Origin of the sequence: Pseudomonas sp. Root401 (genome assembly GCF_001425105.1) — a bacterium.
GTDB lineage: Bacteria > Pseudomonadota > Gammaproteobacteria > Pseudomonadales > Pseudomonadaceae > Aquipseudomonas > Aquipseudomonas brassicacearum.
Genome location: NZ_LMDO01000065.1, coordinates 111,811 through 138,164, shown reverse-complemented (window position 1 = coordinate 138,164; position 26,354 = coordinate 111,811). Strand labels below are relative to the sequence as shown.

Below are 26,354 nucleotides of genomic sequence, written 5' to 3'. Positions count from 1 at the left end.
CGTGCGGCTCAAGTGCATCAAGCTGGCGGGGTTCAAATCCTTCGTCGACCCGACCACGGTGAACTTCCCCAGTAACATGGCGGCGGTGGTCGGGCCCAATGGTTGCGGCAAGTCGAACATCATCGATGCCGTACGTTGGGTGATGGGCGAGAGCTCGGCCAAGAACCTGCGCGGCGAGTCGATGACCGACGTCATCTTCAACGGCTCCACCAGCCGCAAGCCGGTGAGCCAGGCCAGCATCGAGCTGGTGTTCGATAACTCCGATGGCACCCTGGTCGGCGAGTACGCGGCGTATGCGGAAATCTCCATTCGTCGCAAAGTGACCCGCGACAGCCAGAACAGCTATTTCCTCAACGGCGCCAAGTGCCGGCGTCGCGACATCACCGATATTTTCCTCGGCACCGGCCTGGGCCCGCGTAGCTACTCGATCATCGAGCAGGGCATGATCTCCAAGCTGATCGAGGCCAAGCCCGAAGACCTGCGCAACTTCATCGAAGAAGCCGCCGGTATTTCCAAATACAAAGAGCGGCGGCGCGAAACCGAAAACCGCATTCGTCGAACCCACGAGAACCTCGCGCGCCTGACCGACCTGCGCGAAGAGCTCGAACGCCAACTCGAGCGTTTGCACCGTCAGGCCGAGGCCGCGAAGAAGTACCAGGAATACAAGGGCGAGGAGCGCCAGCTCAAGGCCCAGCTGTCGGCCCTGCGCTGGCAAGCGTTGAACGAGCAGGTCGGCCAACGCGAGGCCGTCATCGGCAACCAGGAAGTCAGCTTCGAAGCCCTGGTGGCCGAGCAACGCAACGCCGACGCCGCCATCGAGCGCCTGCGTGACGGGCACCACGACCTGTCCGAGCGCTTCAATCTGGTGCAGGGGCGTTTCTATTCCGTGGGGGGCGACATCGCCCGGGTCGAGCAGAGCATCCAGCACGGTCAGCAACGGCTGCGGCAGTTGCAGGATGACTTGAAGGAAGCCGAGCGGGCGCGCCTGGAAACCGAATCGCACCTGGGTCACGACCGCACCCTGCTGCTGACCCTTGGCGAAGAACTGGACCGGCTCACGCCAGAGCAGGAAATCACCAGCGCCGCCGCCGAAGAGGCCGCCGCAGCCCTGGAAGAAGCCGAGCTGACCATGCATGGCTGGCAAGAGCAGTGGGACAGTTTCAACCTGACCTCGGCCGAGCCGCGGCGCCAGGCTGAAGTCCAACAGTCGCGCATCCAACAGTTGGAAACCAGCATGGAGCGCCTGGCCGAACGTCAGCGCCGTCTGTCCGAAGAGGGCGCCTTGCTCGCGGCGGATCCGGAAGACGCGGCGATTCTGGACCTGAGCGAGCAACTGGCGACCAGCGAAGCTACGCTCGAAGACTTGCAGGCCAGCGAAGACGCCCAGGTCGAACGGCTCGAGCAACTGCGCCAGGCCTTGCAACTGGCCTTGCAGAACCAGCAACAGGCCCAGGGCGAATTGCAGCGGCTCAATGGGCGTTTGGCTTCGCTGGAAGCCTTGCAGCAAGCCGCGCTGGACCCAGGCACCGGCACCGCCGAATGGCTGCGCGACCAGCATCTGGCCGAGCGTCCGCGACTGGCCGAGGGCCTGAAGGTCGATGCCGGTTGGGAGCTGGCGGTGGAAACCGTGCTGGGTGCCGATCTGCAGGCGGTGCTGGTGGATGACTTTGGCGGCTTCGACCTCTCGGGTTTCACCCAGGGCGATCTGCGCCTGCTCAGCCCGGCTGGCGACGGGGTACGAATCCCAGGCAGCTTGCTGGACAAGGTCGAGGCCCAGGTCGACCTGTCGCCCTGGCTGGGGCAGGTCAAGCCGGTGGACAGTCTTGAGCAGGCCTTGGCCCTGCGTGGGCAATTGGCGGCCGGCGAAAGCCTGATCAGCCGTGACGGGTATTGGGTCGGCCGGCATTTTCTGCGAGTGCGCCGGGCCAGCGAAGCCGAGAGCGGTATGCTCGCCCGTGGTCAGGAAATCCAGCGCCTGGGCGCCGAGCGCGAAGAGCGCGAGGCCAGCGTCGAAGCCCTGGAAACCGAATTGCAGAACCTGCGGGCGCAGCAGCGTCAACAGGAAAATGGCCGCGAACACCTGCGGCGGCTGTTGCAGGATGAGGCGCGCCAGCAAGGCGAACTCAAGGCGCAGTTGTCGGCCGGCAAGGCCAAGGTCGAACAGCTGGCGCTGCGCCGTACCCGCCTCGAAGAAGAAATCGCCGAACTGGGCGAGCAGCGGGCGCTGGAGCACGAACAGATCGGCGAAGCGCGCTTGCAACTGCAAGAAGCCCTCGACGCCATGGCGCTGGACACCGAGCAGCGCGAACTGCTGCTGGCCCAGCGTGACAGTCTGCGCGAGCGCCTGGACCGGGTGCGCCAGGAAGCACGCCAGCACAAGGACCATGCCCATCAGTTGGCGGTTCGCCTGGGCTCGCTCAAGGCCCAGCACGATTCCACGCGTCAGGCCTTGGAACGGCTGGAAATGCAGTCCGAGCGCCTGACCGAAAAACGCGAGCAGTTGAGCCTCAATCTGGAGGAGGGCGAAGCGCCGCTGGAAGAGCTGCGCCTCAAGCTCGAAGAGTTGCTCGACAAGCGCATGAGCGTCGACGAAGAGCTCAAGACGGCGCAGATCGCCCTGGAGGACGCCGACCGTGAACTGCGCGACGCCGAGAAGCGCCGCAGCCAGGCCGAGCAGCAATCGCAACTGATCCGCGGCCAGATGGAACAGCAGCGCATGGAGTGGCAGGCCCTGACGGTGCGGCGCAAAGCCTTGCAGGACCAATTGCTGGAAGACGGCTACGACCTCGACGGCGTGCTCGCCACCCTGGTGGCCGGGGCGAACGAGAAGGAAGCCGAGGAGGAATTGGAACGCATTGCCCAGCGCATCCAGCGCCTGGGGGCAATCAACCTGGCGGCCATCGACGAGTACCAGCAGCAGTCCGAGCGCAAGCGTTACCTGGACGCCCAGAACGACGATCTGGTGGAAGCGCTGGAGACCCTGGAAAACGTCATCCGCAAGATCGACAAGGAAACCCGCAACCGCTTCAAGGATACCTTTGATCAGATCAACGGCGGTTTGCAGGCACTTTTCCCAAAAGTTTTCGGTGGCGGCAGCGCTTACTTGGAACTGACGGGCGAAGATTTACTCGATACAGGGGTGACAATCATGGCGCGTCCTCCTGGCAAGAAGAACAGCACCATCCATTTACTCTCCGGTGGCGAAAAAGCGCTGACCGCGCTGGCCCTGGTCTTTGCCATCTTCAAATTGAACCCGGCGCCGTTCTGCATGCTCGACGAAGTCGACGCACCATTGGACGACGCCAACGTAGGCCGTTACGCACGGCTGGTGAAGGAGATGTCTGAAACGGTGCAGTTCATCTACATCACCCACAACAAGATCGCCATGGAAATGGCCGATCAGTTGATGGGGGTGACCATGCATGAGCCGGGCTGTTCGCGGCTGGTGGCGGTGGATGTGGAGGAGGCCATGGCAATGGTGGATGCCTGAAGAACGGTTTGTAGGGCTTCTACTTGGAACGCTGTAGGTATTTTTTACCCTAGGGCCTGTTGTTCAAATCACAGATTGGGCACAAGCCTGTGCGACAGACGGTGTAAAGTTATCTTTGGTCGTGCTAGTTTAATGTCAATTTTTCGTATGCGTGGGCAAAATGCCATTCAGAACATAGAGTTGGCGCCACGTTTTAAAGCGGTTTGCAAATAGCTAAGCCCCTTATTTTTCAGCATTTTTATAGAGGCACGGGATTACATGGAAATCGGTCTGCGCGAGTGGCTGATCGTCATCGGCATCATAGTCATTGCCGGTATTCTTTTCGACGGCTGGCGCCGCATGCGCGGCGGCAAGGGGAAACTGAAGTTTCGCCTGGACCGCAGTCTGTCGAACCTGCCCGATGAGGATGACAGCGCCGAATTGCTGGGCCCGCCCCGGGTGCTGGACACCCACAAGGAGCCGCAGCTGGACGAACACGACTTGCCGTCGATGAGCGCGCCTGCCCGTGAGCCACGGGAGTCGAGTTCCAAGCGCGGCAAACGCAACAGCGAGCCGTCCCAGGGTGATTTGAACCTGAACCTCGACCTGGATGGTGGCCCGAGCTTCAGCAGTCGCGACAGCGATTTCCCGGACGAGAACAAAACCTCGAGCGCCGACAAAGACCAGGCCCAGGCTGAAGAAGTGCTGGTGATCAGCGTGATCTGCCGCGACCCGGCCGGCTTCAAGGGCCCGGCGCTGCTGCAGAACATCCTGGAAAGCGGCCTGCGTTTCGGCGAGATGGACATTTTCCACCGTCACGAGAGCATGGCCGGCAACGGCGAGGTGCTGTTCTCCATGGCCAACGCCGTCAAGCCTGGCGTGTTCGACCTGGACGACATCGATCATTTCAGCACGCCGGCGGTGAGTTTCTTTCTCGGCCTGCCGGGCCCGCGTCATCCCAAGCAGGCCTTCGACGTGATGGTGGCCGCGGCTCGCAAGCTGTCCCAGGAGCTCAATGGCGAACTCAAGGATGACCAGCGCAGCGTGCTGACCGCCCAGACCATCGAGCACTACCGCCAGCGCATCGTCGAATTCGAGCGCCGGGCATTGACCCAGAAGCGCTGAGGCCAAAGATCGCTGGCCTGTAGGAGCTGACGAGTGCAACGAGGCTGCGATCTTTTGATCTTTCGCTCACGACCCAATCGTCAGTGGAAAGATCGCAGCCTCGTTGCACTCGTCAGCTCCTACAGCTCCTGCACGCGATCGAAGTATTGAGAATGAGCAGCCTAGGCTGCTCTTTTGCTTTATGAGAGAACACCCATGAACGCCGTTGAAACCCGCATCCAACAGCTGCGCACCGAGCTGGATCAGCACAACTACCGCTACCACGTCCTCGACGAACCGAGCATCCCGGACGCCGAGTACGATCGCTTGTTCCACGAGCTCAAGGCCCTGGAAGAGCAACACCCAGAGCTGGTGACCAGTGATTCCCCGACCCAGCGGGTCGGCAGCGTGGCGCTGTCGGCGTTCAGCCAGGTGCGTCACGAGATCCCGATGCTCAGCCTGGGCAACGCCTTCGACGAAACCACCATGCGCGAATTCGACCGGCGGGTGACCGAAGGCCTCGATCTGCCCATGGGCGATTTGCTGGGCGCTGGCGCGGCGGTTGAATACAGCTGCGAGCCGAAGCTCGACGGCCTGGCGGTCAGCCTGTTGTATCAGGACGGCATGCTGGTGCGCGGAGCCACGCGCGGTGATGGCACCACGGGCGAGGACATCAGCGTCAACGTGCGTACCGTGCGCAATATCCCCCTCAAGTTGCAGGGCAGCGGCTGGCCGCCATTGCTGGAAGTGCGCGGCGAGGTGTACATGTCCAAGGCCGGCTTCGAGCGCCTCAACGCTACGCAGCTGGAGGCGGGTGGCAAGACCTTCGCCAACCCGCGCAACGCGGCGGCGGGGAGCCTGCGCCAGCTGGACTCCAAGATCACCGCCAACCGCCCGTTGGAATTCTGCTGCTACGGTATCGGTCAGGTGACCGCGGACATTGCCGATACCCACATCGGCAATCTCAAGCAGCTCAAGGCCTGGGGCCTGCCCATCAGCCGTGAATTGAAGCTGGCCCACGGTATTGACGAGTGCCTGGATTACTACCGTGACATCGGCGAGCGGCGCAACGCGTTGCCTTATGAAATCGATGGTGTGGTGTTCAAGGTCAACAGCATCGCTTCTCAGCGCGAGCTGGGTTTCCGCGCTCGGGAACCACGCTGGGCCATCGCGCATAAATTCCCGGCCTCTGAAGAACTCACCGAGTTGCTGGACGTCGAGTTCCAGGTCGGCCGCACCGGCGCTGTCACGCCCGTGGCGCGTCTCAAACCGGTCAAGGTCGCTGGCGTGACCGTGGCCAACGCCACCTTGCACAACATGGACGAAGTGGCGCGCCTGGGCCTGATGATCGGCGACACCGTGATTATCCGCCGTGCCGGCGACGTGATCCCGCAAGTGGTGCAAGTTATCACCGAGCGCCGCCCGGATGATGCCCGCCCCGTGGAGATCCCCCAGCAGTGCCCGGTGTGTGGTTCCCATGTCGAGCGCACGCAACTGATCAAACGCAGCAAGGGCCGTGAAACCATCAGCGAAGGCGCGGTGTACCGTTGCGTCGGTCGCCTGGCCTGTGGCGCGCAACTCAAGCAGGCGATCATTCACTTCGTCTCGCGTCGGGCCATGGACATCGAGGGCCTGGGCGAGAAGAGCGTCGAGCAACTGGTGGATGAGGGGCTGGTGGGTTCGCCCGCCGATCTGTATGCCCTGACCTTCGAGCAGGTGGTCGACCTGGAAGGCTTCGCCGAACTGTCGAGCAAGAACTTGCTGGCGGCCATCGTCGACAGCAAGACGCCGAGCCTGGCGCGTTTCATCTACGCCCTCGGTATCCCGGATGTGGGCGAGGAGACCGCCAAGGTCCTGGCTCGCTCTCTTGGTTCGCTGGAGCGTGTACAAGCGGCTTTGCCCCAGGTGCTCACCTACCTGCCCGATGTCGGCCTGGAAGTGGCCCACGAGATCCACAGCTTCTTCGAAGACCCACACAACCGCCAGGTGATCAAGGACCTGCTGCGCCACGGTCTCGAGATCCAGGACCAAGGCGAGTTGGGCGCCGAGTTCTCCGCCAGCACGACCCTGGGTGGTTTTCTCGACAAGCTGAATATCCCCTCGGTTGGGCCGGGCGGGGCGCAGAAACTGGCAGACAAGTTCGGTTCACTCGAGGCAGTGATGAACGCTGACTGGCTGGACATGCGCCAGGCGTTGCCGGAAAAACAGGCCAACGCCGTGCGCGAGTTCTTCGCCGTTGCCGCCAACCGTCAGCTGGCCGAAGCAGCGGAGCAACAGCTGAGCGACTTTGGCATGCATTGGCAGAGCGAGAAAAAGGTCGTCGAAGGCTTGCCCGAGGCAGGTCACACCTGGGTGCTGACCGGTTCGCTGGAGTTGATGAGTCGCGACGTCGCCAAGGACAAGCTGGAGAGCCTGGGGGCCAAGGTCGCCGGTTCCGTGTCGGCGAAAACCCACTGCGTGGTGGCGGGGCCGGGCGCCGGTTCGAAATTGACCAAGGCCAATGAACTGGGGCTCAAGGTGCTGGATGAAGAGGCGTTTGTCGTCTTTCTGAGTCAGCATGGCATCACGGTTTAGCCGGGTTGGCTCTTGTGGCGAGAGAGCTTGCTCCCTCGCCACGGTTTATCGGGCACTATGGCGCAGGGCGTGGGAACGATCGGCACTTGGCGATGATCTAGTCTTGCAGGCTCCAGGGAGAGATCGCCATGTACCGCTTCTTCGAACAACTGAGCTCACGCATCGCCGCGCCGTTCCTGGGCGAACGGTCACGCAGCAGCAAAGTCTGGCCGTGCCGCTGTGGCCAGTCGTTGTTTTTTCGCAATAGCCAATGCCTGGCCTGTCTGGCGGCGCTGGGTTATCAACCTGAGCAGAGTCGCCTGACGTCCTTGCAGCCCGGCGAGCAAGCCGGGACCTGGACGCTGGACGCCGATCCCCAAGCCGGGCTGTTCCGCCGTTGCGCCAACCTTGACACCGCGGCGGCCTGCAATTGGCTGCTGCCGGACAATGGGCGCGATACCCTGTGCATCGCCTGTAGCCTGAACCGCACCATTCCCGACCTGTCGATCCCGGAAAACCCCGAACGCTGGCGCAAGGTCGAGACCGCCAAGCGTCGTCTGGTCGCGCAGTTGATTACTTTCGGCTTGCCGGTCATCCCGAAAACCGTCGACGAAAATATCGGCTTGGCTTTTGATTTCATCGGTGTCGATCCCGATGGCACGCCACCCACCACCGGTCACGCCAGTGGATTGGTCACCCTCGACATCAAGGAAGCTGACGATGTCCATCGCGAATACGTGCGCCAGCAGATGCGCGAGCCGTATCGCACCTTGCTCGGGCATTTTCGGCATGAGGTGGGGCACTACTACTGGGACCGACTGGTCGCCAACAGTCATTGGCTCGAGGCTTTTCGCGAGCTGTTCGGCGATGAGCGCGCCAGCTACGCCGACGCCCTGGAGCAGCACTACCAGCAAGGCGCGCCGCTGGACTGGCAAACCCGCTACGTCAGCGCCTATGCCACCATGCACCCGTGGGAGGACTGGGCGGAAACTTGGGCCCATTACCTGCACATGATGGACGCGGTGGACACCGCCCTGGGTTTCGGCATGAGCGCTCGGGAAATGGATTTCGACTACCAGCCGTTCCCGCCCGAGACCTTATACGACGCCGAACATGCAGGCGGCGCGGCTTTTCTTTCGTTCGTCAACGCCTGGATCGAACTGGCCGGCATGCTCAATGAGTTGTCCCGCAGCATGGGCCAGCCGGATTTCTACCCGTTCGTCGTACCGGCCGCCGTCATCACCAAGCTGCATTTCATCCACCTGGTGATCCAGGAAGAGGGTGGTCGGGCGGATGAGGTGTTGTTGTAGTTCTGTGAGAGCAGCCTGCATCCATGCCTGATGTGCCGACATCATCGCGAGCAAGCTTTGCTCCCACAGCAAGTGCTTGAACATCTTCAGTTTTTTAATCCGGCACGAACGGTTGTAACTTCTTGCCAGATAGGTACAATGGCGCGGCTCGCCGTCAGGCGGGCGTCGTTATGGTGACCCCATCGGTCCCCCCGCAACGATTACCCGTGAACCTGGTCAGATCCGGAAGGAAGCAGCCACAGCGGGAACATTGTGTGCCGGGGTGTGGCTGGTGGGGTTGCCTCCATAACGCTCCAAGCCTTCGTTCGTAAGGTTTATGAGGTGCCTTTAGGTCAGTCTGAAGCGGAATGATCCTTTTTCAATAGCGCAGCTTATTGCTGGCGAAACACTCCGTGCTTTGGCGAAGCGTTCCATTCGCGAAGTTATAGTGCAAAGATAATCATTGAATCTATTAGTTCGCAAACTCTAACTGTACTCGATAGAACCGATATTTTAACGGTTCTATCTGTGGCGTTATGGTTGAATTCGATTGTAGCAACACTCTCCGAAAATCCATCATCTATATTCAAGATTGATATGCCGTCAGGGTAAAGCTTGTCCTTGTTTCCGGTCAGGGCATATCTTCCTCCCGAAGAAGCATAGCCTTGGAGGATACGACTCTCTACTTTTACTAGTTTTTCACTTATCATTTGATGGATGGAGCTGGGTTGGTTTTCTCCTGCTGAGAAGTACAAGCTGGTATTTGTTGTAAAAGAAAAATATGTCGTGTCTGGAAGTACAACGGATTCTTTTCCATTGCTGAGAGGGCGGGCTTGTTCTTCGCCAATTGCTATAAGGTGCTGGATGCCATTTTCTTCATGAAACTTTTTTTTCTTGCCGTGAGATGAATGGCTTTGCCCATCGATGGTAAGGACTGCGGATGTGGTGATGCCCCAGGCATAGGAAGCAGCGACCGATCCCTGTGAATTCATTGACGTGTACGTAACTTCGTTACCAGTTTTTTCTATTTTGAATATGGCCTCTGTTTCGGGGTCGCTCATTTTTAAAGTGATTGAGTTTGGGATGTAAGCGACTACTAATCCGTAATGGTTGGGGCGTATGTCCGTTGTTGTCGGGAAGCGGATTGGCTCAACTTGCCATGTTTCAACTAGTCTCCATTCTGGATCTGTAAGGCTGGTCCGGGTATACAGGCTCTTAGATAATAAAAGCGCCTTTGAGGCTATGATTGTCATTGGCATCTTATTTGATATGGTTACTGATTTGGTTTTCATCTTGGATATCCTGAAAATTTGGCTTGAGTTGGTACGGTGCTGCAAGCAAATAGCGGTTTCTTGCTATGTGATTTTTTTGTTTGCGTATTTTTTTATCTACTGTCAGTTCTGACAGTTCGGATGAGTGGTAGTTAGGTGTTTCATGGCGTGCCGGGAGAGTCGTTCTTTATTTGAGATGGAATTTGCTGTCTCTATAGCCATACGCCATACGCCATACGCCATACGCTTTTTCAGCCACTATTGAATCTGCTACGCGACCAGCTGTTGGGAAGCCGCGCCGTTCACTGCGATGAAATCTGTGTGCAGGGGGAAAAAAGGATCTGGTTGGGGGCGAACAGCCGCTCTCGGGTATGGGGGCAGACCGGCAGTCTGCCCAATAAGCCGGTGGTCCTTTTCGGCTACTTCATCAGTCGTACGTAGCAGATGCCGACGCGCTTGTCGAAGCGCAAAGGGTTCAGCCTAAAGGTAGGGCGGGACGTGCCGAAATGGCTTTGTGTATGACCCCATCGGTTCCCCTCCAACGATTACCCGTGAACCTGATCAGGTCCGGAAGGAAGCAGCCACAGCGGGAACATTGTGTGCCGGGGTGTGGCTGGTGGGGTTGCCTCCATAACCTCCAAGCCTTCGTTCGCAAGGTTTGCCAAATTCCCAAGATTTTTTCTTTTAGGCCTGGTTCGGTCGATGTTTCCTGTTGCCTGGATTTCGGCTCAAGCAGAGCGATTGAATTAAAGGCGTGCTCCCGAACAGTGAGGCCAAGCCTTTTTTAGTCCACTCGTCTGGGGTAATCCCTACCGTTGATCAGGACTGTCAAATCTGACAGTAGAGTCTAATGCTGTGCTCTTCTACGGTCTTGTCTGACAGGCAACCTGCTTCATGAGTCCCAATTATGGGGCTTCGCAGTCGCAGGGGCGCTCAGCCAGGAGCACACTCATGAGCGACGACAGGGTATTAACGCAAGGCGCAAGCGGCACCGTGGTGAAGCTGGCGGCAATGCTGGCTTGGTTGGCATTGTTCCTCCAGCTTTATCTGATCCTGATTTCGCGCTGGCAGAGCGGGAAGAGCCTGATAGGTGGGGTAGATATCTTTTTCAGTTATTTCACGGTGCTGACCAATATCCTGGTGGCGGTGGTGCTGACCTACGCGGCATCGACAGGGGATTGGCCGTTGCGGCGCTTTTTCCTCCGACCGTCCGTACAGGGGGGTGTGGCCGCTGCCATTGTATTGGTCGGTCTGGCGTACAACCTGCTGTTGCGTCACACGTGGAATCCCCAGGGCCTGCAGTGGGTGGCCGATGAGTTGTTGCATGACGTGATGCCGGTCGTGTTTGTGATTTATTGGTGGTTCTGCGTGCCCAAGGGGACTTTGCACTGGAGCAATGTATGGCCGTGGATGATCTATCCACTGGTCTACTTCATTTATGTCCTGATACGCGGCCGATGGGTCGGCTCCTATCCTTACCCATTCCTCGAGGCTGATCGGTTGGGTTACCCGCAGACGCTTGGCAATGCGTTGATGGTGCTGCTGGGGTTCATGGTGGTGTCACTGGTGGTAGTGGCTGTGGATCGGGCGAAAGGCAAGGGTTAACCGGTTGGATTGCCAGTCGAGCATCAGGCGCTCCGATCTGTCAGGCATCGACAGGTCGGAACGCCTCTTTTCATATTGCATCAAGGCTTGGACAAGGCCTGGTCGACCGCCGCGATCAGCTTGCCCAGGTCCTTGGAGGTGGCTTTGTGTATGACACCGAACAGATACGCCCGCTGTTCGTCCTCATCGCCCATGTCGGCAAAAAAGGCTTTGAGTTGTACATCCAGCACATTGGCAAGCAGGAACAAGGCTTCGACGCTGGGGGTGTAGGTGCCGGTTTCGAAGCGGCTGATGGTTTTGGGGTCAAAACCGGTTTTTTCGCCAAGTTCAGCCTGAGTAAGCCCCGCTACTTTGCGGTAGCGTCTGATGGCTGGACCCAAACTTGAAATTTGCATCGCTTAATTCCCATTTAGAATCAAGAACTTAACGATAGATTTTCGCATTAGGCAACCGCGTGATCCATCACCTTGCTTTGCAAAGTGTGATGTGTTTCGTAGAATCGGCCTTTGGCACGGGTATTTGGTGACTTGCTTCAGAAGCCGGGGAGTGTGCAGAGACCGGGCCTTGCGTTTCTTGCTGCGATACATGGCAAGGGCTGAAGCTCTCCCTTAGCACCGCCAGGGCCCGCGCTCCAGCTTCCCTCAAAGTGTTTGAGCCTAGTTGATTTTCGCCTGTCTTGAAGGCGGTGCAACCGCGCGCGACAAAATGAGCCTGACTCATGGATGACTGCTTCGATGGATAAGAAGTACCGCAGAGCCGTTGACGCCGCCGCGATTTTTTCCGAAACCGATCTGAGCGGGCGCATCACCTACGTCAACGATCAATTTTGCAGCCTTTTTGGTTACCGGCGCGATGAGTTGTTGGGTGTGAACCATCGCCTGCTCAATTCCGGCGAGCACCCTGAGGAGTTCTTCGGCGCCATGTGGCGCACCATTGCCCTGGGCCAGGTCTGGAAAGGGGAAATCTGCAACCGGGCCAAGGACGGTACGCTGCACTGGGTCGACACGACCCTGGTGCCAGTAATCGATGACGATACAGGACAAATCGAACGCTACCTGGCAATTCGCTTCGATGTCAGCGAAAAGCGTCGCCTGCTGCATTCCCTGCAATGGCGGGTCGGTCACGATGTGTTGACCGGGTTGCCCAACCGCACTTATCTGTCCGATCTGCTGGACCAGGCCCTGGCGTTTTCCCGTGCGGAAAACTTGCCCCTGGCGGTGTGCATGCTCGACCTCGATGGCTTCAAGGCGGTCAATGACGGTTATGGTCACGCCAGTGGTGATCGGCTGCTGGTGGAGGTCGCCAGGCGCCTGCGCAGTATCGTGCGTGGCGAGGACGTGGTGGCGCGGCTGGGTGGGGACGAGTTCGTACTGGTGCTGCGCCATGTGCGTGGGATGGATGAATTGCATGCGGCGTTGAACCGGGTGTTGATCGCCGTTTCCATGCCGTATGGCATTGACGGTAAGGACATCAAGGTCTTCGCCAGCATTGGCGTCACATTGTTCCCGTGGGATAACGAAGACGCCGAGACCTTGTTACGCCACGCCGACCAGGCGATGTACGTGGCCAAGCAAAGCGGTCGCAATCGTTTCCACTTGTTCGATGTGTCCCGGGACAAGGAAGTGCGAGCCACTTACCAGACCGTCGAGCGGGTCCGCCAGGCACTGGCCGGTAACGAGTTGCGGCTGCATTTCCAGCCCAAGGTCAACATGCGTCATGGCACCGTGGTCGGCCTGGAGGCGCTGCTGCGCTGGAAGCATCCGCAACGTGGCCTGGTGCCGCCTCGGGAGTTCCTGCCACTGGTGGAAGAGACCGACCTGATCGTCGAGATCGGCGAGTGGGTCATGGAGCAGGTACTGACCCAGTTGCAGCAATGGCTGCAAGCGGGACAGGGCTGGCCGGTGAGCATCAATATCTCGGCGCGGCATTTCCAGCGGGCGGATTTTGTCGAGCGGCTGAGACAGGTGTTGGAACGGCATCCGGCGGTACCGCCGCGCCTGTTGGATCTGCAGATTGTCGAATCGGTCGCGGTGGAAAACCTCGCCCACGTCAGCGCCTGCCTCCAGGCCTGCCATGCCTTGGGCGTGGGGTTTTCGCTGGGTGGTTTCGGCACGGGCTACTGCTCGCTCAACGATCTCAAGCACTTGCGCACGCAAACCATCAAGATCGACAAGACCTTTGTCCGCGACATTCTCCATGACCGCGACGACCTGGCACTGACCGAAGCGGTGATCGGCCTGGCACGGGCGTTTGGCCGTGAGGTGGTCGCCGAAGGGCTGGACAGCCTTGAGCATGGCCAACTGTTGCTGAAGCTGGGTTGTGAGGTTGCACAAGGTTATTTCATCGCCCGGCCCATGCCGCCCGAACAGATACCCGGTTGGGTGCAGCGGTTCATCCCGCCGTCGCAATGGCAGCAGCGGCCAGGCGATCAGGGGGAGGGTGCCTCGCTCCTGGCCTGCGATGCGTCACTGCGGCCAGTGTAAAGCTGGACGATCGCGTCGATTTCCCCGGACGTCTTCATGTTCAGCAAGGTTCTCAGGATGCGTTGCACTGGAATGTTCGGATCGTTGCGCACGTAACAGCTCAACTGCTGTTCCTGAAGCACAGCCACTGCATGGAGTTGTCGATCCGCAGTGTGGCGTTGATTGAACCAGTCCAGTGCCCATTGGTTGCTGACCGCATAGCTATAGCGGCCTGCCAGCAGTTTCGCCAGCACTTGCTCCTGGCTGCGAGCATCGTCGCGGTGCAGTTGGCTGCGGTCGAACAAGGGTTGCAAGGTCGGGTAGCTATAGCCGAGTACCGTGCCGATGGGCTGTTCCGGCAACGTGGCTATTGTGATCGCCGCAGGGGCGCTTGCCGTGGCGACGAGCAGGTCGCGCTGGAAAAACAACGGGATGCTCCAGAGGTAATCGCCACTGTCCTTTACCCAGTCGGGGCTGACGTAGCAACGCATGTCGATCTCGCCGTGTTTCATGGCGCCGTCCAGCCGGGCGCGGGACAGTACATGGAATTGCGCCGGCAGTCCCATCCGGGTCGCCAGGCTGGTCATTATGTCGGGAAGGATGCCCTGGGTCGGGCGACCCCGTTCGATCTGCACCATGGGCATCGCCCAGCCGTCGGTAACGGCAAAACGCAAAGGTACTTCATCAGCGAAACAACCTGTACCCAACAACAGCAAAGCCCCCATGGCTGAGCGCATAAACTCTCCTGACTGTGCAAAACCGCGTCGACAACCGAGTCCCTGATCCATCTTAGTCAGATTAGACGAGCACACCGGATGCAATTTCGCCCCTGCTCCGCTAGCATTAGCCGCTTATGTTCCTTCGATGCGACGGTTTTCGATGAGTTATCAGGTTCTTGCACGTAAATGGCGTCCGCGCTCGTTCCGCGAAATGGTCGGCCAGACCCATGTGCTCAAGGCCCTGATCAATGCCTTGGACAGTCAGCGGCTGCACCATGCCTATCTGTTCACTGGCACCCGCGGCGTGGGCAAGACCACCATCGCGCGGATCATTGCCAAGTGCCTGAATTGTGAAACCGGCATCACCTCCACGCCTTGCGGCGAGTGCTCGGTCTGCCGGGAAATCGACGAGGGCCGTTTCGTCGACTTGATCGAGATCGACGCCGCCAGCCGTACCAAGGTCGAAGACACCCGCGAGCTGCTCGACAACGTGCAGTACGCGCCGAGCCGTGGGCGCTTCAAGGTCTACCTGATCGACGAAGTGCACATGCTCTCCAGCCATTCCTTCAATGCGCTGCTCAAGACCCTTGAGGAGCCGCCGCCCTACGTCAAGTTCATCCTGGCGACCACCGACCCGCAGAAACTTCCTGCAACGATTTTGTCGCGGTGCCTGCAGTTCTCCCTCAAGAACATGACGCCGGAACGGGTCGTCGAGCACCTCACGCATGTACTGGGCGTCGAGAACGTGCCCTTCGAGGACGATGCGCTGTGGCTGCTGGGCCGCGCCGCCGATGGTTCGATGCGCGACGCCATGAGCCTGACCGACCAGGCCATCGCTTTCGGTGAAGGCAAGGTCATGGCCGCGGATGTCCGGGCCATGCTCGGCACCCTCGATCACGGCCAGGTCTATGACGTTTTGCATGCGCTGATCGAAGGCGACGCGAAGGCGTTGCTCGAAGCGGTGCGTCACCTGGCCGAGCAGGGCCCGGACTGGAATGGCGTGCTCTCGGAAATCCTCAACGTGCTGCACCGGGTCGCCATCGCCCAGGCCTTGCCTGAGGGCGTCGACAACGGCCACGGCGACCGTGATCGCGTACTGGCCCTGGCCCAGGCATTGCCGGCCGAAGACGTGCAGTTCTATTACCAGATGGGCCTGATCGGCCGTCGCGACCTGCCCCTGGCACCGGATCCGCGCGGCGGCTTCGAAATGGTCCTGCTGCGAATGCTGGCGTTCCGGCCAGCCGACACGGCGGACGCCCCGAGGCAAGCGCTAAAGCCAGTGGGGATCAGCCAGGCCACAGCTGATTCCGCCAAGCCAGTGGCTGCCGCGCCCGTCGTTGCGCCGGCAGTGGCTTCGGCTCCGGTAGCGCCGGCACCCGTGGCACCACCGGCTCCGACACCCGTTGTCGCGGCCCCTGAGCCAGAACCTGAACCGGTCGTCGAGGCGCTGCCCGAGCCGGTCGCCGAAGCCGTTGTCGATCTGCCCTGGAACGATCCGATCGAGCCCGAGGTTGTCCAGCAACCTGCCGTGGAGCCGGTCCTGGAGACCATCGCCGAGCAGCCCGAGTTGCCGCCGATGCCTTTGCCGACGCCCGACAGCGTGGTGCCCGATGCGCCGGAGTGGGTCGCCGCGCCGGTGCCCGAACCGACAGTGGCCGACGTCGATGTCGCCACGCCGGGCCTCGACCAGGACGACGAACCGCCGCTGGACGAGGATTACATCGAGCCGGACCTGGATTCGGCCTACAGCTACCTGGACGACCTGGCCAGCGAGCACGCCGCTGAGCCGGCCCCGGAGCCCGAACCGGAACCCGCGGCGATGCCGGCCACCGGGCTGGCCCTGCAATGGCTGGAACTGTTTCCTAAACTGCCGATCAGCGGCATGACCGGCAGCATTGCTGCCAACTGCACGCTGATGGCCGTGGAAGGCGATCACTGGCTGCTGCACCTGGACCCGGCCCACAGCGCACTGTTCAACGCGACCCAGCAACGACGCCTCAACGATGCGCTGAACCAGTATCACCAGCGCACCCTGACGCTGACCATCGAGCTGATCAAGCCCGAGCAGGAGACCCCGGCCCAGGCCGCGTCCCGGCGCCGTGCAGACCGTCAGCGCGAAGCCGAGGAGTCGATCCACGGTGATCCATTCATCCAGCAGATGATGCAACAGTTCGGCGCCGTGGTCCGTCACGATACTATCGAACCTGTCGAGGCCCCGGTCACCCAGGGCTCATAACTGAAGGCGCCGGGCCGAACGGGCCGGGCGCGTTGTTTATCCAAGTACTTTCGAGGTGATTCCCATGATGAAAGGTGGCATGGCCGGCCTGATGAAGCAGGCGCAGCAGATGCAGGAAAAAATGGCCAAGATGCAGGAAGAACTGGCCAACGCCGAAGTCACCGGCAAGTCCGGCGGCGACATGGTGACCGTGGTCATGACCGGTCGCCACGACATCAAGCGCGTCAGCATCGACCCAAGCGTGGTCGAAGGCCTGAGTGAAGACGACAAGGAAATGCTCGAAGCCCTGTTCGCCGCCGCCGTCAATGACGCGGTGCGCAAGATCGAAGCCAACAGCCAGGACAAGATGTCTGGCATGACGGCCGGCATGCAACTGCCGCCGGGCATGAAACTGCCGTTCTGATTCGCCATCCCGGTCGGGATGGGCTACACACAATGCCAGGCATCGCGCCTGGCATTTTTGTTTCTGTCTAGGGGCGAGCGAAACCTTGCCTGTGGGAGCAAGGCTCTGTGGGAGCAAGGCTTGCCCGCGATGCAGGCGCCTCGGTTTGTCGGAACTGCGCGCCATCGTTCATCGCGGGCAAGCCTTGCTCCCACAAGTACCCGCTGAACAAACATCGAACGCCGCCCCCTCGGCAATGGTCTGCTCCCTATACGTGCCACTCAACGATCAAGGAGACGCTTCCATGTCACAAGTATCGACCTCCAACCAGCGCATCGTCCTTGCCTCCCGCCCCCAAGGCGCCCCGACCCCGGAAAACTTCCGCCTGGAGCACGTGACGCTGCCGGACCTGGCGCAGGGGCAAATTCTGCTCAAGACACTGTTCCTGTCCCTGGACCCCTACATGCGCGGGCGAATGAGTGACGCGCCTTCCTACGCTGCTCCGGTAAAAATCGACGAGGTGATGACCGGCGGCGCCGTCAGCCGCGTGGAGCGCTCGATGCACCCGAAATTCCAAGAGGGTGATCTGGTGGTGGGGGCCACCGGTTGGCAGAGCCACAGCATCAGCGACGGGCGCAACGTGATGCCCATCCCCTCGGGGCTGCCGAGCCCGTCGATGGCCCTGGGTGTGCTGGGCATGCCGGGCATGACCGCTTACATGGGGCTGATGGACATTGGCCAGCCCAAGGCCGGGGAAACCCTGGTGGTCGCGGCGGCCTCGGGTGCGGTGGGCTCGGTGGTCGGCCAGGTGGCGAAGATCAAGGGCCTGCGTGTCGTCGGCGTCGCGGGTGGCAGCGAGAAATGCAAGTACGTGGTCGACGAGCTGGGGTTTGACGCCTGTGTCGATCACAAGAGCGCACGTTTTGCCGAGGAGCTGGCGCAGGCTTGCGACAAGGGCATCGACATCTATTACGAAAACGTCGGTGGCAAGGTCTTCGATGCCGTCGTGCCGCTGCTCAACGCCAAGGCGCGAATCCCGCTCTGTGGCCTGATCGCTTCCTACAACGATCATCAAGCGCCGAGCGGCCCGGATCGCTTGCCGCAGTTGCAGCGCACGTTGCTCAACAAGCGTGTGCGGATCCAGGGGTTTATCGTGTTTGATGACTACGGTGACCGTCAGCCGGAGTTCATCAGCGCCATGGCCCCTTGGGTGCGCGATGGCAAGGTCAAGTTCCGTGAGGATGTGGTCGATGGCCTTGAGAATGCGCCACAGGCGTTTATCGGGTTGTTGGAAGGGCGCAACTTCGGCAAGTTGGTGGTGCGGGTCGCGCAGGATTGAGTATTTGACGCTAATCGGAGGCGCGGGTATAAACCGCGTCTCGTTGTTATGTCGGACATTTCCTCCATGAGCTTCAGCCCTTTGATTCGCCAACTGATCGATGCCCTGCGAACGTTGCCGGGTGTAGGTCAGAAAACTGCCCAGCGCATGGCGTTGCAATTGCTCGAGCGTGATCGCAGCGGCGGTTCGCGCCTGGCCCAGGCCCTGAGCCAGGCCATGGAAGGCGTCGGGCATTGCCGTTTATGCCGCACCCTCACCGAAGATGACCTCTGTCCGCAATGTGCAGATCCGCGTCGGGACGACAGCCTGCTCTGCGTGGTGGAAGGGCCGATGGATGTGTATGCGGTAGAGCAGACCGGTTTTCGTGGCCGTTATTTCGTGCTCAAGGGCCATTTGTCACCGCTCGACGGCTTGGGGCCTGAAGCCATCGGCATTCCTCAATTGATCGCGCGGATCGAAGAAGCGGGTACGTTCACGGAAGTCATCCTTGCTACCAACCCGACGGTCGAAGGCGAAGCCACCGCCCATTACATCGCCCAACTGCTCAACAACAAAGGCCTGATCGCCTCGCGCATCGCCCACGGCGTGCCGCTGGGTGGGGAGCTTGAGTTGGTGGATGGCGGGACACTGGCGCATTCGTTTGCGGGGCGCAAGCCGATCGCGTTGTAACAGCAACACAACCCCCACAGGGGTTGTGTTTCGTTGGCGAGATTATTTTTCGCTGAGCGAGAACTGCGTCAGGCAGAACGTGGGAATCCCCATGTCTTCCAGGCGCTGGGAGCCGAGCAGCTCCGGCAGGTCGATGATCGCCGCGGCTTCGTGGACCTTGGCACCCATGCGGCGGATCAGGTTGGCGGCGGCGATCAGCGTGCCGCCAGTGGCGATCAGGTCATCGAACATCATCACCGAATCACCCTCGCACAAGCTATCGGCGTGCACTTCAAGGAAGGCTTCGCCGTATTCGGTCTGGTACCCCTCGGCCAGCACATCGGCCGGCAGCTTGCCTTGCTTGCGGAACAAGATCAGCGGCTTGTTCAGCTGGTAGGCCAGGATCGAGCCAATCAGGAAACCCCGCGCATCCATCGCGCCGATGTGAGTGAACTCGGCCTCGACATACCGGTGGGCGAAACTGTCCATGACCAGTCGCAGGGCGGTTGGGGATTGGAACAGAGGGGTAATGTCGCGAAAGATCACGCCGGGCTTGGGGAAATCGATCACGGGGCGGATCAGGGATTTGATGTCGAAGGAGTCGAAGACCATCGTGGAGGTGTCCTGGCTGGGCTGCAAACGCGGCAGTATAGCGCGGCTGGGAACATCCCTCAGCCGCGCGCGGCCATCAGCCTTCGATCGAGCCGCCGGCCAGGGCGCAGAGCTGGATCGGGTCGAGAATGTGAATTTCCTTGCCTTCGGCGGCAATCAACTCGTTCTGCTGGAAGCGGGTGAAGACCCTGGACACGGTTTCCACCGCCAGGCCCAGGTAGTTGCCGATTTCGTTGCGCGACATGCTCAAGCGGAACTGGTTGGCCGAGAACCCGCGGGCGCGGAAGCGTGCCGAGAGGTTGACCAGGAACGTGGCGATACGCTCGTCGGCGGTTTTTTTCGAAAGCAGCAGCATCATTTGCTGATCGTCACGGATTTCCCGGCTCATGACCCGCATCAACTGGCGGCGCAGTTGCGGCAGTTGTATGGCCAGCTCGTCCAGGCGATCGAAGGGAATTTCGCACACCGAGGTGGTTTCCAGCGCCTGGGCCGAGACCGGATGGGACTCGGTGTCCATGCCGGACAGGCCCACCAGTTCGCTGGGCAGGTGGAAGCCGGTGAGCTGTTCTTCGCCGCCATCGCTAAGGTTGAAGGTCTTCAAGGCGCCCGAGCGCACCGCATAGACCGAATCGAAGGTATCGCCCTGGCGAAACAGGAATTCACCTTTTTTCAACGGGCGACCCCGTTTAACGATGTCGTCCAGCGCGTCCATATCCTCCAGGTTCAGCGAAAGTGGCAGGCAGAGGGGGGCCAGGCTGCAATCCTTGCAATGGGCCTGGTTGTGGGCGCGCAGTTTGACTGGCTCGGACATTTCTTAAATCCTTGTGGGAAATCACGCATAGGACGTAAGGGTACCCCAGAGATGGCACTCCGGCCAGTGCGGTGTCGTCGTCAAATTGTCGCGCTCAAATGACTCGGGAGAAGCGCTGTCGGTTGTGCTGGTCCAAGTAGGCATCGAACACCATGCACACCGATCTCACCAGTAGGCGCCCGGCGGGCAATATCCGGATATGGGTGTCATCCAGCTCGATCAGCCCATCCGCGGCCATGGCCTGCAATTGCGGCCATTGCGGCGCGAAGTAACCACGAAAATCGATGTTGAAGGTTTGCTCGATCTCGGCGAAGGGCAGGTGGAAATGACAGATCAACTGCTGGATCACCGCGCGCCGCAACCGGTCGTCGGCATTGCAGATCAGCCCGCGACTGGTCGCCAGTTGCCCGTCGGCGAGGGTGTTCTGGTAATGGTTCAGGTCACTGCTGTTCTGGCAGTACAAATCGCCGATCTGGCTGATGGCTGACACGCCAAGGCCGATCAGGTCGCAATGGCCATGGGTGGTGTAGCCCTGGAAATTGCGCTGCAACGTGGCCTCTTCCTGGGCGATCGCCAGTTCGTCGTCGGGCAGGGCGAAGTGGTCCATGCCGACGTAGCGGTAGCCGGCGGTGGTCAGTTGTTCGATGGTGCCTTGCAGCATCGCCAGTTTCTGCTCCGGGGTCGGCAAGTCCTGGCTGTTGATGCGCCGCTGGGGCATGAAGCGTTCCGGCAGGTGGGCGTAGTTGAACACCGAGAGCCGGTCCGGTTGCAGTTGGATGACTTCCTGGACGGTGCGGGCGAAGTTTTCCGGGGTCTGCTTGGGCAGGCCGTAGATCAGGTCAATGTTGATCGAACGGAATTGCAAGGTCCGGGCGGCTTCGACCACTGCGCGGGTTTCCTCGAGGCTTTGCAGGCGATTGACGGCCCGCTGCACCGCTGGATCAAGGTCTTGCAGGCCGATACTGACCCGGTTGAAACCCAGTTCGCGCAACAGGCCCATGGTCGACCAGTCGGCTTCCCTGGGGTCGATTTCGATGCCGTAGTCGCCGGAATCGTCGTCCAGCAGGTTCAGGTGCTGGCGCAGCTTGGCCATCAGTTGGCGCAGTTCATCGTGGCTGAGGAATGTCGGGGTACCGCCGCCAAAGTGCAACTGTTCTACGCGCTGGGTGGGGTCCAGGTGGCAGCCGATCAGTTGGATTTCCTGTTCCAGGCGTTGCAGGTAGGCGTGGGCGCGGCCGCGGTCCTTGGTGATGACCTTGTTGCAGGCGCAGTAGTAGCAAATGTTCGCGCAGAACGGTATGTGCACGTACAGCGACAGCGGCCGCAGGGCCTTGCGGCTGTCGCGCAGGGCATGGAGCAGGTCGAAGGTGCCCACCTGGCTGGCGAACTGCGCCGCAGTGGGGTACGAGGTGTAGCGTGGTCCCGCCAGGTCGTAACGGCGGATAAGATTTGAGTCCCAACAAATGGTGTCGAGCATGCGGGCATTCCCCGGATAGACTGGCATGGGGCGAGTCTAGGGGCGCGTGGGCGTGGCCGTTTTGATTTGCGTCAACGGGCTCGCTGCGAAGGAGGGTGTGCATGGTTTTTGAGGACGACGCATGACCTGTGGGAGCCGAGCTTGCTCGCGATGACGGCGGCACATTCAACAGGGATGTCAGCTGAACCACCGCTATCGCGAGCAAGCTTGGCTCCCACACTTGATCTAGGGCGCTCACAAATGTGGTGTTCACCACAAGTCTTCTGTGGGAGCGAGCCTGCTCGCGATGGGGGCAACTCGGTCAATGTCCCATGAGCCAATGTTGATGCGGCCCCGGCAGTGTCCATACCCCGAAAATAATCACCAACAAGCCACCGGCCATACGCACGCTGCGTTTGCGCAGCAGGGCGGTGACGCGTTCGGCGGCCAGGCCCGTGGCGAGCAGCACCGGCCAGGTGCCCAGGCCGAAGGCGAGCATCAGCAGCGCGCTGTCCAGCGCATTGCCCTGGCTGGCGGACCAGAGCAGGGTGCTGTAGACCAGGCCGCACGGCAGCCAGCCCCACAGCGCGCCGAGCAGCAAGGCCCGGGGCAGGCTCGACACCGGCAGCAAACGGTTGGCGACGGGTTGGATGTGTCGCCACAAGCCACGCCCCACGCTTTCGATACGGGTCAGGCCGCTCCACCAGCCTGCCAGGTACAGGCCCATGGCAATCAACAGCAAGCCGGCCAGCACCCGCATGATCATCGCTGCCGGACTGTTGGACACGGCCCAACCGGCCAGGCCGATCAGCAACCCGGCGGTGGCGTAGCTCAGGATCCGTCCCAGGTTGTATGCCAGCAGCAACCGGAAGCGGCGGCTGCGTTGTTCCTTGGGGATCGCCAGGGTCAGGGCGCCCATCAGGCCGCCGCACATGCCCAGGCAGTGGCCGCCGCCGAGCAGGCCAAGGATGACCGCCGAAACCAGCAGTGGCGCCAGGTCAAGCATGGGGCGGGGCCTTGTCGTCCGGTTTGCGGGCCTCGCCACTGGCTTCGTCCACCGCCGCCTTGTGGTTCGGGTCCTGATCGTCGAACAGAATGCTGTGGGCCGGACCGTCGAGGTCGTCGTACTGGCCGCTGTCCACGGCCCAGAAGAAAATGTACACGGCGATGGCCACGATCAGCAGCGCGGCCGGGATCATCACGTAGAGAGCTGGCATGTCGGAACTCCATGCCCGCGCGGCTCAGGCCGGCAGCGGGCGGGTATCGGGCGTGGCGTCGAAAACCTGCGTCTTGGGCTGACGCGTCAGCCTCAGCGCATTCAACACCACGGTCAACGAACTGATGGACATGCCGACCGCTGCCCACACCGGGGTAATCCAGCCGAGGGCGGCGAACGGCAACATGAGGCCATTGTACAACCCTGCCCACACCAGGTTCTCAATGATCACCCGGCGGGTGCGTCGGGCCAGGCTGAAGGCGTGGATCAGGGCGTCGAGGCGGTTGGACAGCAGCACCGCGTCGGCGCTGGTCTTGGCCAGGTCGGTGGCCGAGCCCATGGCGACACTGATGTCCGCTGCCGCCAGCACGGGCACGTCGTTCACCCCATCGCCGAGCATCAGCACCTTGCGGCCCTGTTGGTGCAACTGCTGCAACACGGCCAGTTTGTCGTCCGGGCGCAGGCCGCCGCGGGCTTCATCGATGCCCAGTTCGGCGGCGACGCTGGCAACCATGGGTGAACTGTCACCCGACAACAGCAGCGTCCGCCAGCCCCGTGCCTTGCAGGCCGCCAGCAGCGCCGGGGCATCGACGCGCAAGCGGTCATCGAGGACGAACCAGGCCAGGGGCCCGATCTCATCGCCCAGCAACAGCCATTGCCCGGGTTCGTCCGGCATTTGCGGTACGACGGCGCCACTCAGTTCGCAGACAAAACCCGGCTGACCGATGCGCAGGCGCTGTTCCGCCACGAGGCCTTCCAGCCCCAGCCCCGGGGTGCTTTGTACCTGCTCGGCGGCCAATGGCGCGCGGCCGAAGGCGCGGGCGATGGGGTGTTCCGAGCGGTTTTCCAGGGCAGCGGCCAAGCCCAGGCATTGATCACTGTCGAGGGCCGCCAATGGCCGAATGGCGCGCAACGCCAGGCGGCCTTCGGTGAGGGTACCGGTCTTGTCGAAAATCACCGTGTCGATCTGGTTCAGGCCTTCCAGCACATGTCCGCGCGTCAGCAGCAAGCCGAGCTTGTGCAAGGTGCCGGTAGCGGCGGTGAGGGCGGTAGGCGTGGCCAGAGACAACGCGCAAGGGCAGGTGGCGACGAGCATCGCCAGGACGATCCAGAACGCGCGCGAAGCGTCCAGTTGCCACCACACCAGCCCGATGACGGCAGCGGCGACCAAGGAGAACAGCAAGAACCATTGGGCGGCGCGGTCGGCGATTTCCGCCAGTCGTGGCTTCTCGGCCTGGGCCCGCTCCAGCAACCGCACGATGGCCGACAACCGGGTGTCTTGCCCGAGGGCCAGCACCTCGACCGTCAAGGCCCCTTCGACATTCAGCGTGCCGGCGGTGACCGCGTCGCCCACCTGGCGAGGTTGGGGCAGGTATTCACCGGTCAGCAGCGATTCGTCGATGCTGGACTGGCCATCCAGGATCCTGCCATCGGCCGGCAGGACCGCCCCGGGATGCACCAGCACCCGGTCACCGGTGCGCAATTCGCTGAGCAGGATGCGTTCACTCTGGCCGTTATCCTCCAGGCGCAGGCACGAGGCCGGCAACAGATTGACCAGTTGGGCGGTGGCGGCCGCCGTGCGTTCCCGGGCCCGGCGTTCCAGGTAACGGCCGGCCAGCAGGAACAAGGCGAACATGCCCACGGCATCGAAGTACAACTCGCCGACCCCGGTGATCGACGTCCAGATCCCGGCGACGTAAGCGCCGCCGATGGCCAGGGACACGGAAACGTCCATGGTCAGGTGACGGGTGCGCAGGTCGCGCATGGCGCCCTTGAAGAACGGTGCGCAGCTGTAGAAGACGATGGGCGTGGTGAGGAACAGGGCAACCCAGCGCAGGATGGTGTGCATCTCCGGGCTCAGGTCGATGTTGAATTCCGGCCAGGTGGCCATGGTCGCCATCATCGCCTGGAACCACAACAGACCGGCCACGCCCAATTGGCGCAGGGCCAGGCGGTTTTGTGCGGCGAGTTGTTCACAGGCCTGGTCGGCCTGATACGGGTGCGCTACGTAGCCGATCTGGCGCAATTCGGCGAGCAGCGTGCTCAGCGGCAGTTGAGCGTCGGCCCAACGTACATGCAGGCGATGATTGGACAGGTTCAATCGCGCTTCGGCCACGGCCGGCAGGCTGCGTAATTGTTTTTCAATCAACCAGCCGCAGGCGGCGCAACTGATGCCTTCCATCAACAGGGTGGTTTCGGCCAGTTCGCCTTCATGGCGCACGAATGATTGCTGCACGTCAGGGCGATCGTAGAGCGCCAGTTCATCGGTCAGCTGGACGGGCAGGGTCTCGGGATTGGCCGACGCTTCGCTGCGATGCTGGTAATAACTTTCCAGGCCGCCGGCGACAATGGCCTCGGCCACCGCCTGGCAGCCCGGGCAGCACAGCTCGCGGGTTTCACCGAGGACAACGGCGGTGAAGCGACTGCCCGGAGGGACGGGCAGGGCGCAGTGGTAGCAGGGCTGTGGAGTGGTCATGGGTATCGCATGAAGGCCAGACATAGTGGGCTTGCAAGGAGGTACGCTAACTGTAGGAGCTGCCGAAGGCTGCGATCTTTCCCCTGGCACTTGAGTCTCAAGCGAAAGATTAAAAAAATCAAAAGATCGCAGCCTTCGGCAGCTCCTACAGGGCTGTGAGCAGTTTTATTTTTTCAGGTCTTCAGCGCCTTGCAGCGGTTCATCGCCGAGCAAGAGGTCCTGGCCGTGATTGATCTGTTCTTCTTCGAACAGGCGCCAGGTCTTGTCGTTCTCCACACCCAGCAATTCGACAAAGCGCCGGCCTTCGACCTTGTCGGTCAACTGACCGACGTAGCGCCCCGGTTCGCTGTCGTTGCGGGTCAGGACGATCTTGCGGTCCTTCTCCGGTTGGGTCGGCGAGATCAGGCTCAGTTCCAGGGTCTGGGGACGGCTGTTGCCGTTCAGGCGCAGATTCACTTCACCGGTGAGCTCGTCCATTTGCACGTTCGCACGCAGTTGCAGGGTCTGGGCCAGCAATTCGCGCTCCAGCGAGCGGTTGATGCCCTTGCCGGCTTCGTAATAGTTGTCGTTGACCAGGTTGTCCGGGTTCTTCACCGCAATGGTCACCATCGTCAGGCTCAGGGTCACCGAACAGGTCAGGATCGCGATGATGATCCACGGCCAGAGGTGCTTGTACCAGGGGCTGGTGGCGGTTGCTGCAGGCATG

Annotated in this window: 21 protein-coding genes and 2 other RNA genes; 13 read left to right on the top strand and 10 right to left on the bottom strand. The window is 61.1% G+C overall.

The window, feature by feature from the left end:
* Position 1: 1 nt before the first annotated feature.
* From smc to ffs (ASC85_RS31945), 5 genes are all read left to right on the top strand, one after another.
* A complete protein-coding gene (gene smc, locus ASC85_RS29505; protein ID WP_057452429.1) occupies positions 2-3,490 on the top strand; it encodes a chromosome segregation protein SMC in 3,489 nt (1,162 codons plus the stop codon).
* A 258-nt stretch (positions 3,491-3,748) separates the two neighbouring features.
* Positions 3,749-4,594, top strand: a complete 846-nt coding sequence (gene zipA, locus ASC85_RS29500; protein ID WP_003199570.1) for a cell division protein ZipA — start codon at positions 3,749-3,751, stop codon at positions 4,592-4,594.
* A gap of 195 nt (positions 4,595-4,789) precedes the next feature.
* Positions 4,790-7,147, top strand: coding sequence for an NAD-dependent DNA ligase LigA (gene ligA / locus ASC85_RS29495; protein ID WP_057452428.1), 2,358 nt, complete (start codon positions 4,790-4,792; stop codon positions 7,145-7,147).
* Between the two features lie 128 nt (positions 7,148-7,275).
* Positions 7,276-8,436, top strand: coding sequence for a zinc-binding metallopeptidase family protein (locus ASC85_RS29490; RefSeq protein ID WP_057452427.1), 1,161 nt, complete (start codon positions 7,276-7,278; stop codon positions 8,434-8,436).
* Between the two features lie 180 nt (positions 8,437-8,616).
* Positions 8,617-8,713: signal recognition particle sRNA small type (gene ffs / locus ASC85_RS31945), an RNA gene on the top strand.
* Between the two features lie 145 nt (positions 8,714-8,858).
* Here the strand turns inward: ffs (ASC85_RS31945) and ASC85_RS32450 are convergent.
* Positions 8,859-9,707, bottom strand: coding sequence for a hypothetical protein (locus ASC85_RS32450; RefSeq protein WP_156395732.1), 849 nt, complete (start codon positions 9,705-9,707; stop codon positions 8,859-8,861).
* 180 nt (positions 9,708-9,887) lie between these two features.
* On the opposite strand from ASC85_RS32450, the gene ASC85_RS34030 reads away from it, so the two are divergent.
* The 3 genes from ASC85_RS34030 (at position 9,888) to ASC85_RS29485 (ending at position 11,291) form a co-directional block, all read left to right on the top strand.
* The gene (locus ASC85_RS34030; RefSeq protein WP_442966232.1) at positions 9,888-10,127 is read left to right on the top strand and encodes an IS66 family transposase; all 240 of its coding nucleotides are present in this window, start codon (positions 9,888-9,890) and stop codon (positions 10,125-10,127) included.
* Between the two features lie 84 nt (positions 10,128-10,211).
* Positions 10,212-10,308, top strand: an RNA gene (gene ffs, locus ASC85_RS31940) — signal recognition particle sRNA small type.
* Between the two features lie 329 nt (positions 10,309-10,637).
* Positions 10,638-11,291, top strand: coding sequence for a Pr6Pr family membrane protein (locus ASC85_RS29485; protein ID WP_057452426.1), 654 nt, complete (start codon positions 10,638-10,640; stop codon positions 11,289-11,291).
* Positions 11,292-11,371: 80 nt separating this feature from the next.
* Here ASC85_RS29485 and ASC85_RS29480 read toward each other — a convergent pair whose 3' ends face one another.
* Complete coding sequence (locus ASC85_RS29480) at positions 11,372-11,686, bottom strand: helix-turn-helix domain-containing protein (RefSeq protein ID WP_003199578.1); 315 nt, start codon at positions 11,684-11,686, stop codon at positions 11,372-11,374.
* Positions 11,687-12,025: 339 nt separating this feature from the next.
* Between ASC85_RS29480 and ASC85_RS29475 the strand changes: the two genes are divergently transcribed.
* On the top strand, positions 12,026-13,774 hold the full coding sequence (locus ASC85_RS29475; protein WP_057452425.1) for a putative bifunctional diguanylate cyclase/phosphodiesterase: 1,749 nt from the start codon (positions 12,026-12,028) through the stop codon (positions 13,772-13,774).
* Here the strand turns inward: ASC85_RS29475 and ASC85_RS29470 are convergent.
* A complete protein-coding gene (locus tag ASC85_RS29470) occupies positions 13,720-14,490 on the bottom strand; it encodes a substrate-binding periplasmic protein (protein WP_057452424.1) in 771 nt (256 codons plus the stop codon). The two genes, ASC85_RS29475 and ASC85_RS29470, sit on opposite strands and share 55 nt — an antisense overlap.
* A 142-nt stretch (positions 14,491-14,632) precedes the next feature.
* On the opposite strand from ASC85_RS29470, the gene dnaX reads away from it, so the two are divergent.
* The 4 genes from dnaX (at position 14,633) to recR (ending at position 19,098) form a co-directional block, all read left to right on the top strand.
* Positions 14,633-16,708: a DNA polymerase III subunit gamma/tau gene (dnaX, locus tag ASC85_RS29465; protein WP_057452423.1), complete on the top strand. Its 2,076-nt coding sequence runs from the start codon at positions 14,633-14,635 to the stop codon at positions 16,706-16,708.
* A 64-nt stretch (positions 16,709-16,772) separates the two neighbouring features.
* The gene (locus ASC85_RS29460) at positions 16,773-17,111 is read left to right on the top strand and encodes a YbaB/EbfC family nucleoid-associated protein (RefSeq protein WP_003183512.1); all 339 of its coding nucleotides are present in this window, start codon (positions 16,773-16,775) and stop codon (positions 17,109-17,111) included.
* Between the two features lie 283 nt (positions 17,112-17,394).
* On the top strand, positions 17,395-18,429 hold the full coding sequence (locus tag ASC85_RS29455; RefSeq protein ID WP_057452422.1) for an NADP-dependent oxidoreductase: 1,035 nt from the start codon (positions 17,395-17,397) through the stop codon (positions 18,427-18,429).
* A gap of 66 nt (positions 18,430-18,495) precedes the next feature.
* Positions 18,496-19,098: a recombination mediator RecR gene (gene recR / locus ASC85_RS29450; RefSeq protein ID WP_003199585.1), complete on the top strand. Its 603-nt coding sequence runs from the start codon at positions 18,496-18,498 to the stop codon at positions 19,096-19,098.
* Between the two features lie 42 nt (positions 19,099-19,140).
* On the opposite strand, the gene ASC85_RS29445 is transcribed toward recR, so the two are convergent.
* From ASC85_RS29445 to ASC85_RS29415, 7 genes are all read right to left on the bottom strand, one after another.
* Entirely contained in the window at positions 19,141-19,689 is a 549-nt protein-coding gene (locus tag ASC85_RS29445; RefSeq protein WP_057452421.1) for an adenine phosphoribosyltransferase, read from the bottom strand.
* A gap of 76 nt (positions 19,690-19,765) precedes the next feature.
* Positions 19,766-20,500, bottom strand: a complete 735-nt coding sequence (fnr, locus tag ASC85_RS29440; protein WP_003199588.1) for a fumarate/nitrate reduction transcriptional regulator Fnr — start codon at positions 20,498-20,500, stop codon at positions 19,766-19,768.
* Between the two features lie 94 nt (positions 20,501-20,594).
* Positions 20,595-21,977, bottom strand: coding sequence for an oxygen-independent coproporphyrinogen III oxidase (hemN, locus tag ASC85_RS29435; RefSeq protein ID WP_057452420.1), 1,383 nt, complete (start codon positions 21,975-21,977; stop codon positions 20,595-20,597).
* 301 nt (positions 21,978-22,278) lie between these two features.
* Positions 22,279-22,962, bottom strand: a complete 684-nt coding sequence (locus tag ASC85_RS29430) for a sulfite exporter TauE/SafE family protein (protein ID WP_018608618.1) — start codon at positions 22,960-22,962, stop codon at positions 22,279-22,281.
* Positions 22,955-23,173, bottom strand: a complete 219-nt coding sequence (ccoS, locus tag ASC85_RS29425; protein ID WP_003183505.1) for a cbb3-type cytochrome oxidase assembly protein CcoS — start codon at positions 23,171-23,173, stop codon at positions 22,955-22,957. Before ccoS ends, ASC85_RS29430 begins: the two co-directional genes overlap by 8 nt.
* Positions 23,174-23,197: 24 nt before the next feature.
* Positions 23,198-25,648 (bottom strand): heavy metal translocating P-type ATPase, encoded by a 2,451-nt coding sequence (locus tag ASC85_RS29420; protein ID WP_057452419.1) that lies wholly within the window; start codon positions 25,646-25,648, stop codon positions 23,198-23,200.
* 165 nt (positions 25,649-25,813) lie between these two features.
* Positions 25,814-26,353, bottom strand: coding sequence for a FixH family protein (locus ASC85_RS29415; RefSeq protein WP_057452418.1), 540 nt, complete (start codon positions 26,351-26,353; stop codon positions 25,814-25,816).
* Position 26,354: the final 1 nt, after the last annotated feature.

Bases quoted from the DNA above. Each gene is read 5' to 3' on its own strand.
- ccoS (WP_003183505.1), bottom strand. From the start codon at position 23,173: ATGCCAGCTCTCTACGTGATGATCCCGGCCGCGCTGCTGATCGTGGCC.
- ASC85_RS29445 (WP_057452421.1), bottom strand. From the start codon at position 19,689: ATGGTCTTCGACTCCTTCGACATCAAATCCCTGATCCGCCCCGTGATC.
- ASC85_RS29455 (WP_057452422.1), top strand. From the start codon at position 17,395: ATGTCACAAGTATCGACCTCCAACCAGCGCATCGTCCTTGCCTCCCGC.
- zipA (WP_003199570.1), top strand. From the start codon at position 3,749: ATGGAAATCGGTCTGCGCGAGTGGCTGATCGTCATCGGCATCATAGTC.
- ASC85_RS29460 (WP_003183512.1), top strand. From the start codon at position 16,773: ATGATGAAAGGTGGCATGGCCGGCCTGATGAAGCAGGCGCAGCAGATG.
- hemN (WP_057452420.1), bottom strand. From the start codon at position 21,977: ATGCTCGACACCATTTGTTGGGACTCAAATCTTATCCGCCGTTACGAC.
- ASC85_RS29480 (WP_003199578.1), bottom strand. From the start codon at position 11,686: ATGCAAATTTCAAGTTTGGGTCCAGCCATCAGACGCTACCGCAAAGTA.
- dnaX (WP_057452423.1), top strand. From the start codon at position 14,633: ATGAGTTATCAGGTTCTTGCACGTAAATGGCGTCCGCGCTCGTTCCGC.
- ASC85_RS29475 (WP_057452425.1), top strand. From the start codon at position 12,026: ATGGATAAGAAGTACCGCAGAGCCGTTGACGCCGCCGCGATTTTTTCC.
- ASC85_RS29490 (WP_057452427.1), top strand. From the start codon at position 7,276: ATGTACCGCTTCTTCGAACAACTGAGCTCACGCATCGCCGCGCCGTTC.
- recR (WP_003199585.1), top strand. From the start codon at position 18,496: ATGAGCTTCAGCCCTTTGATTCGCCAACTGATCGATGCCCTGCGAACG.
- fnr (WP_003199588.1), bottom strand. From the start codon at position 20,500: ATGTCCGAGCCAGTCAAACTGCGCGCCCACAACCAGGCCCATTGCAAG.
- ligA (WP_057452428.1), top strand. From the start codon at position 4,790: ATGAACGCCGTTGAAACCCGCATCCAACAGCTGCGCACCGAGCTGGAT.
- ASC85_RS29415 (WP_057452418.1), bottom strand. From the start codon at position 26,353: ATGCCTGCAGCAACCGCCACCAGCCCCTGGTACAAGCACCTCTGGCCG.
- ASC85_RS29485 (WP_057452426.1), top strand. From the start codon at position 10,638: ATGAGCGACGACAGGGTATTAACGCAAGGCGCAAGCGGCACCGTGGTG.
- ASC85_RS32450 (WP_156395732.1), bottom strand. From the start codon at position 9,707: ATGAAAACCAAATCAGTAACCATATCAAATAAGATGCCAATGACAATC.
- ASC85_RS29430 (WP_018608618.1), bottom strand. From the start codon at position 22,962: ATGCTTGACCTGGCGCCACTGCTGGTTTCGGCGGTCATCCTTGGCCTG.
- ASC85_RS29420 (WP_057452419.1), bottom strand. From the start codon at position 25,648: ATGACCACTCCACAGCCCTGCTACCACTGCGCCCTGCCCGTCCCTCCG.
- ASC85_RS29470 (WP_057452424.1), bottom strand. From the start codon at position 14,490: ATGCGCTCAGCCATGGGGGCTTTGCTGTTGTTGGGTACAGGTTGTTTC.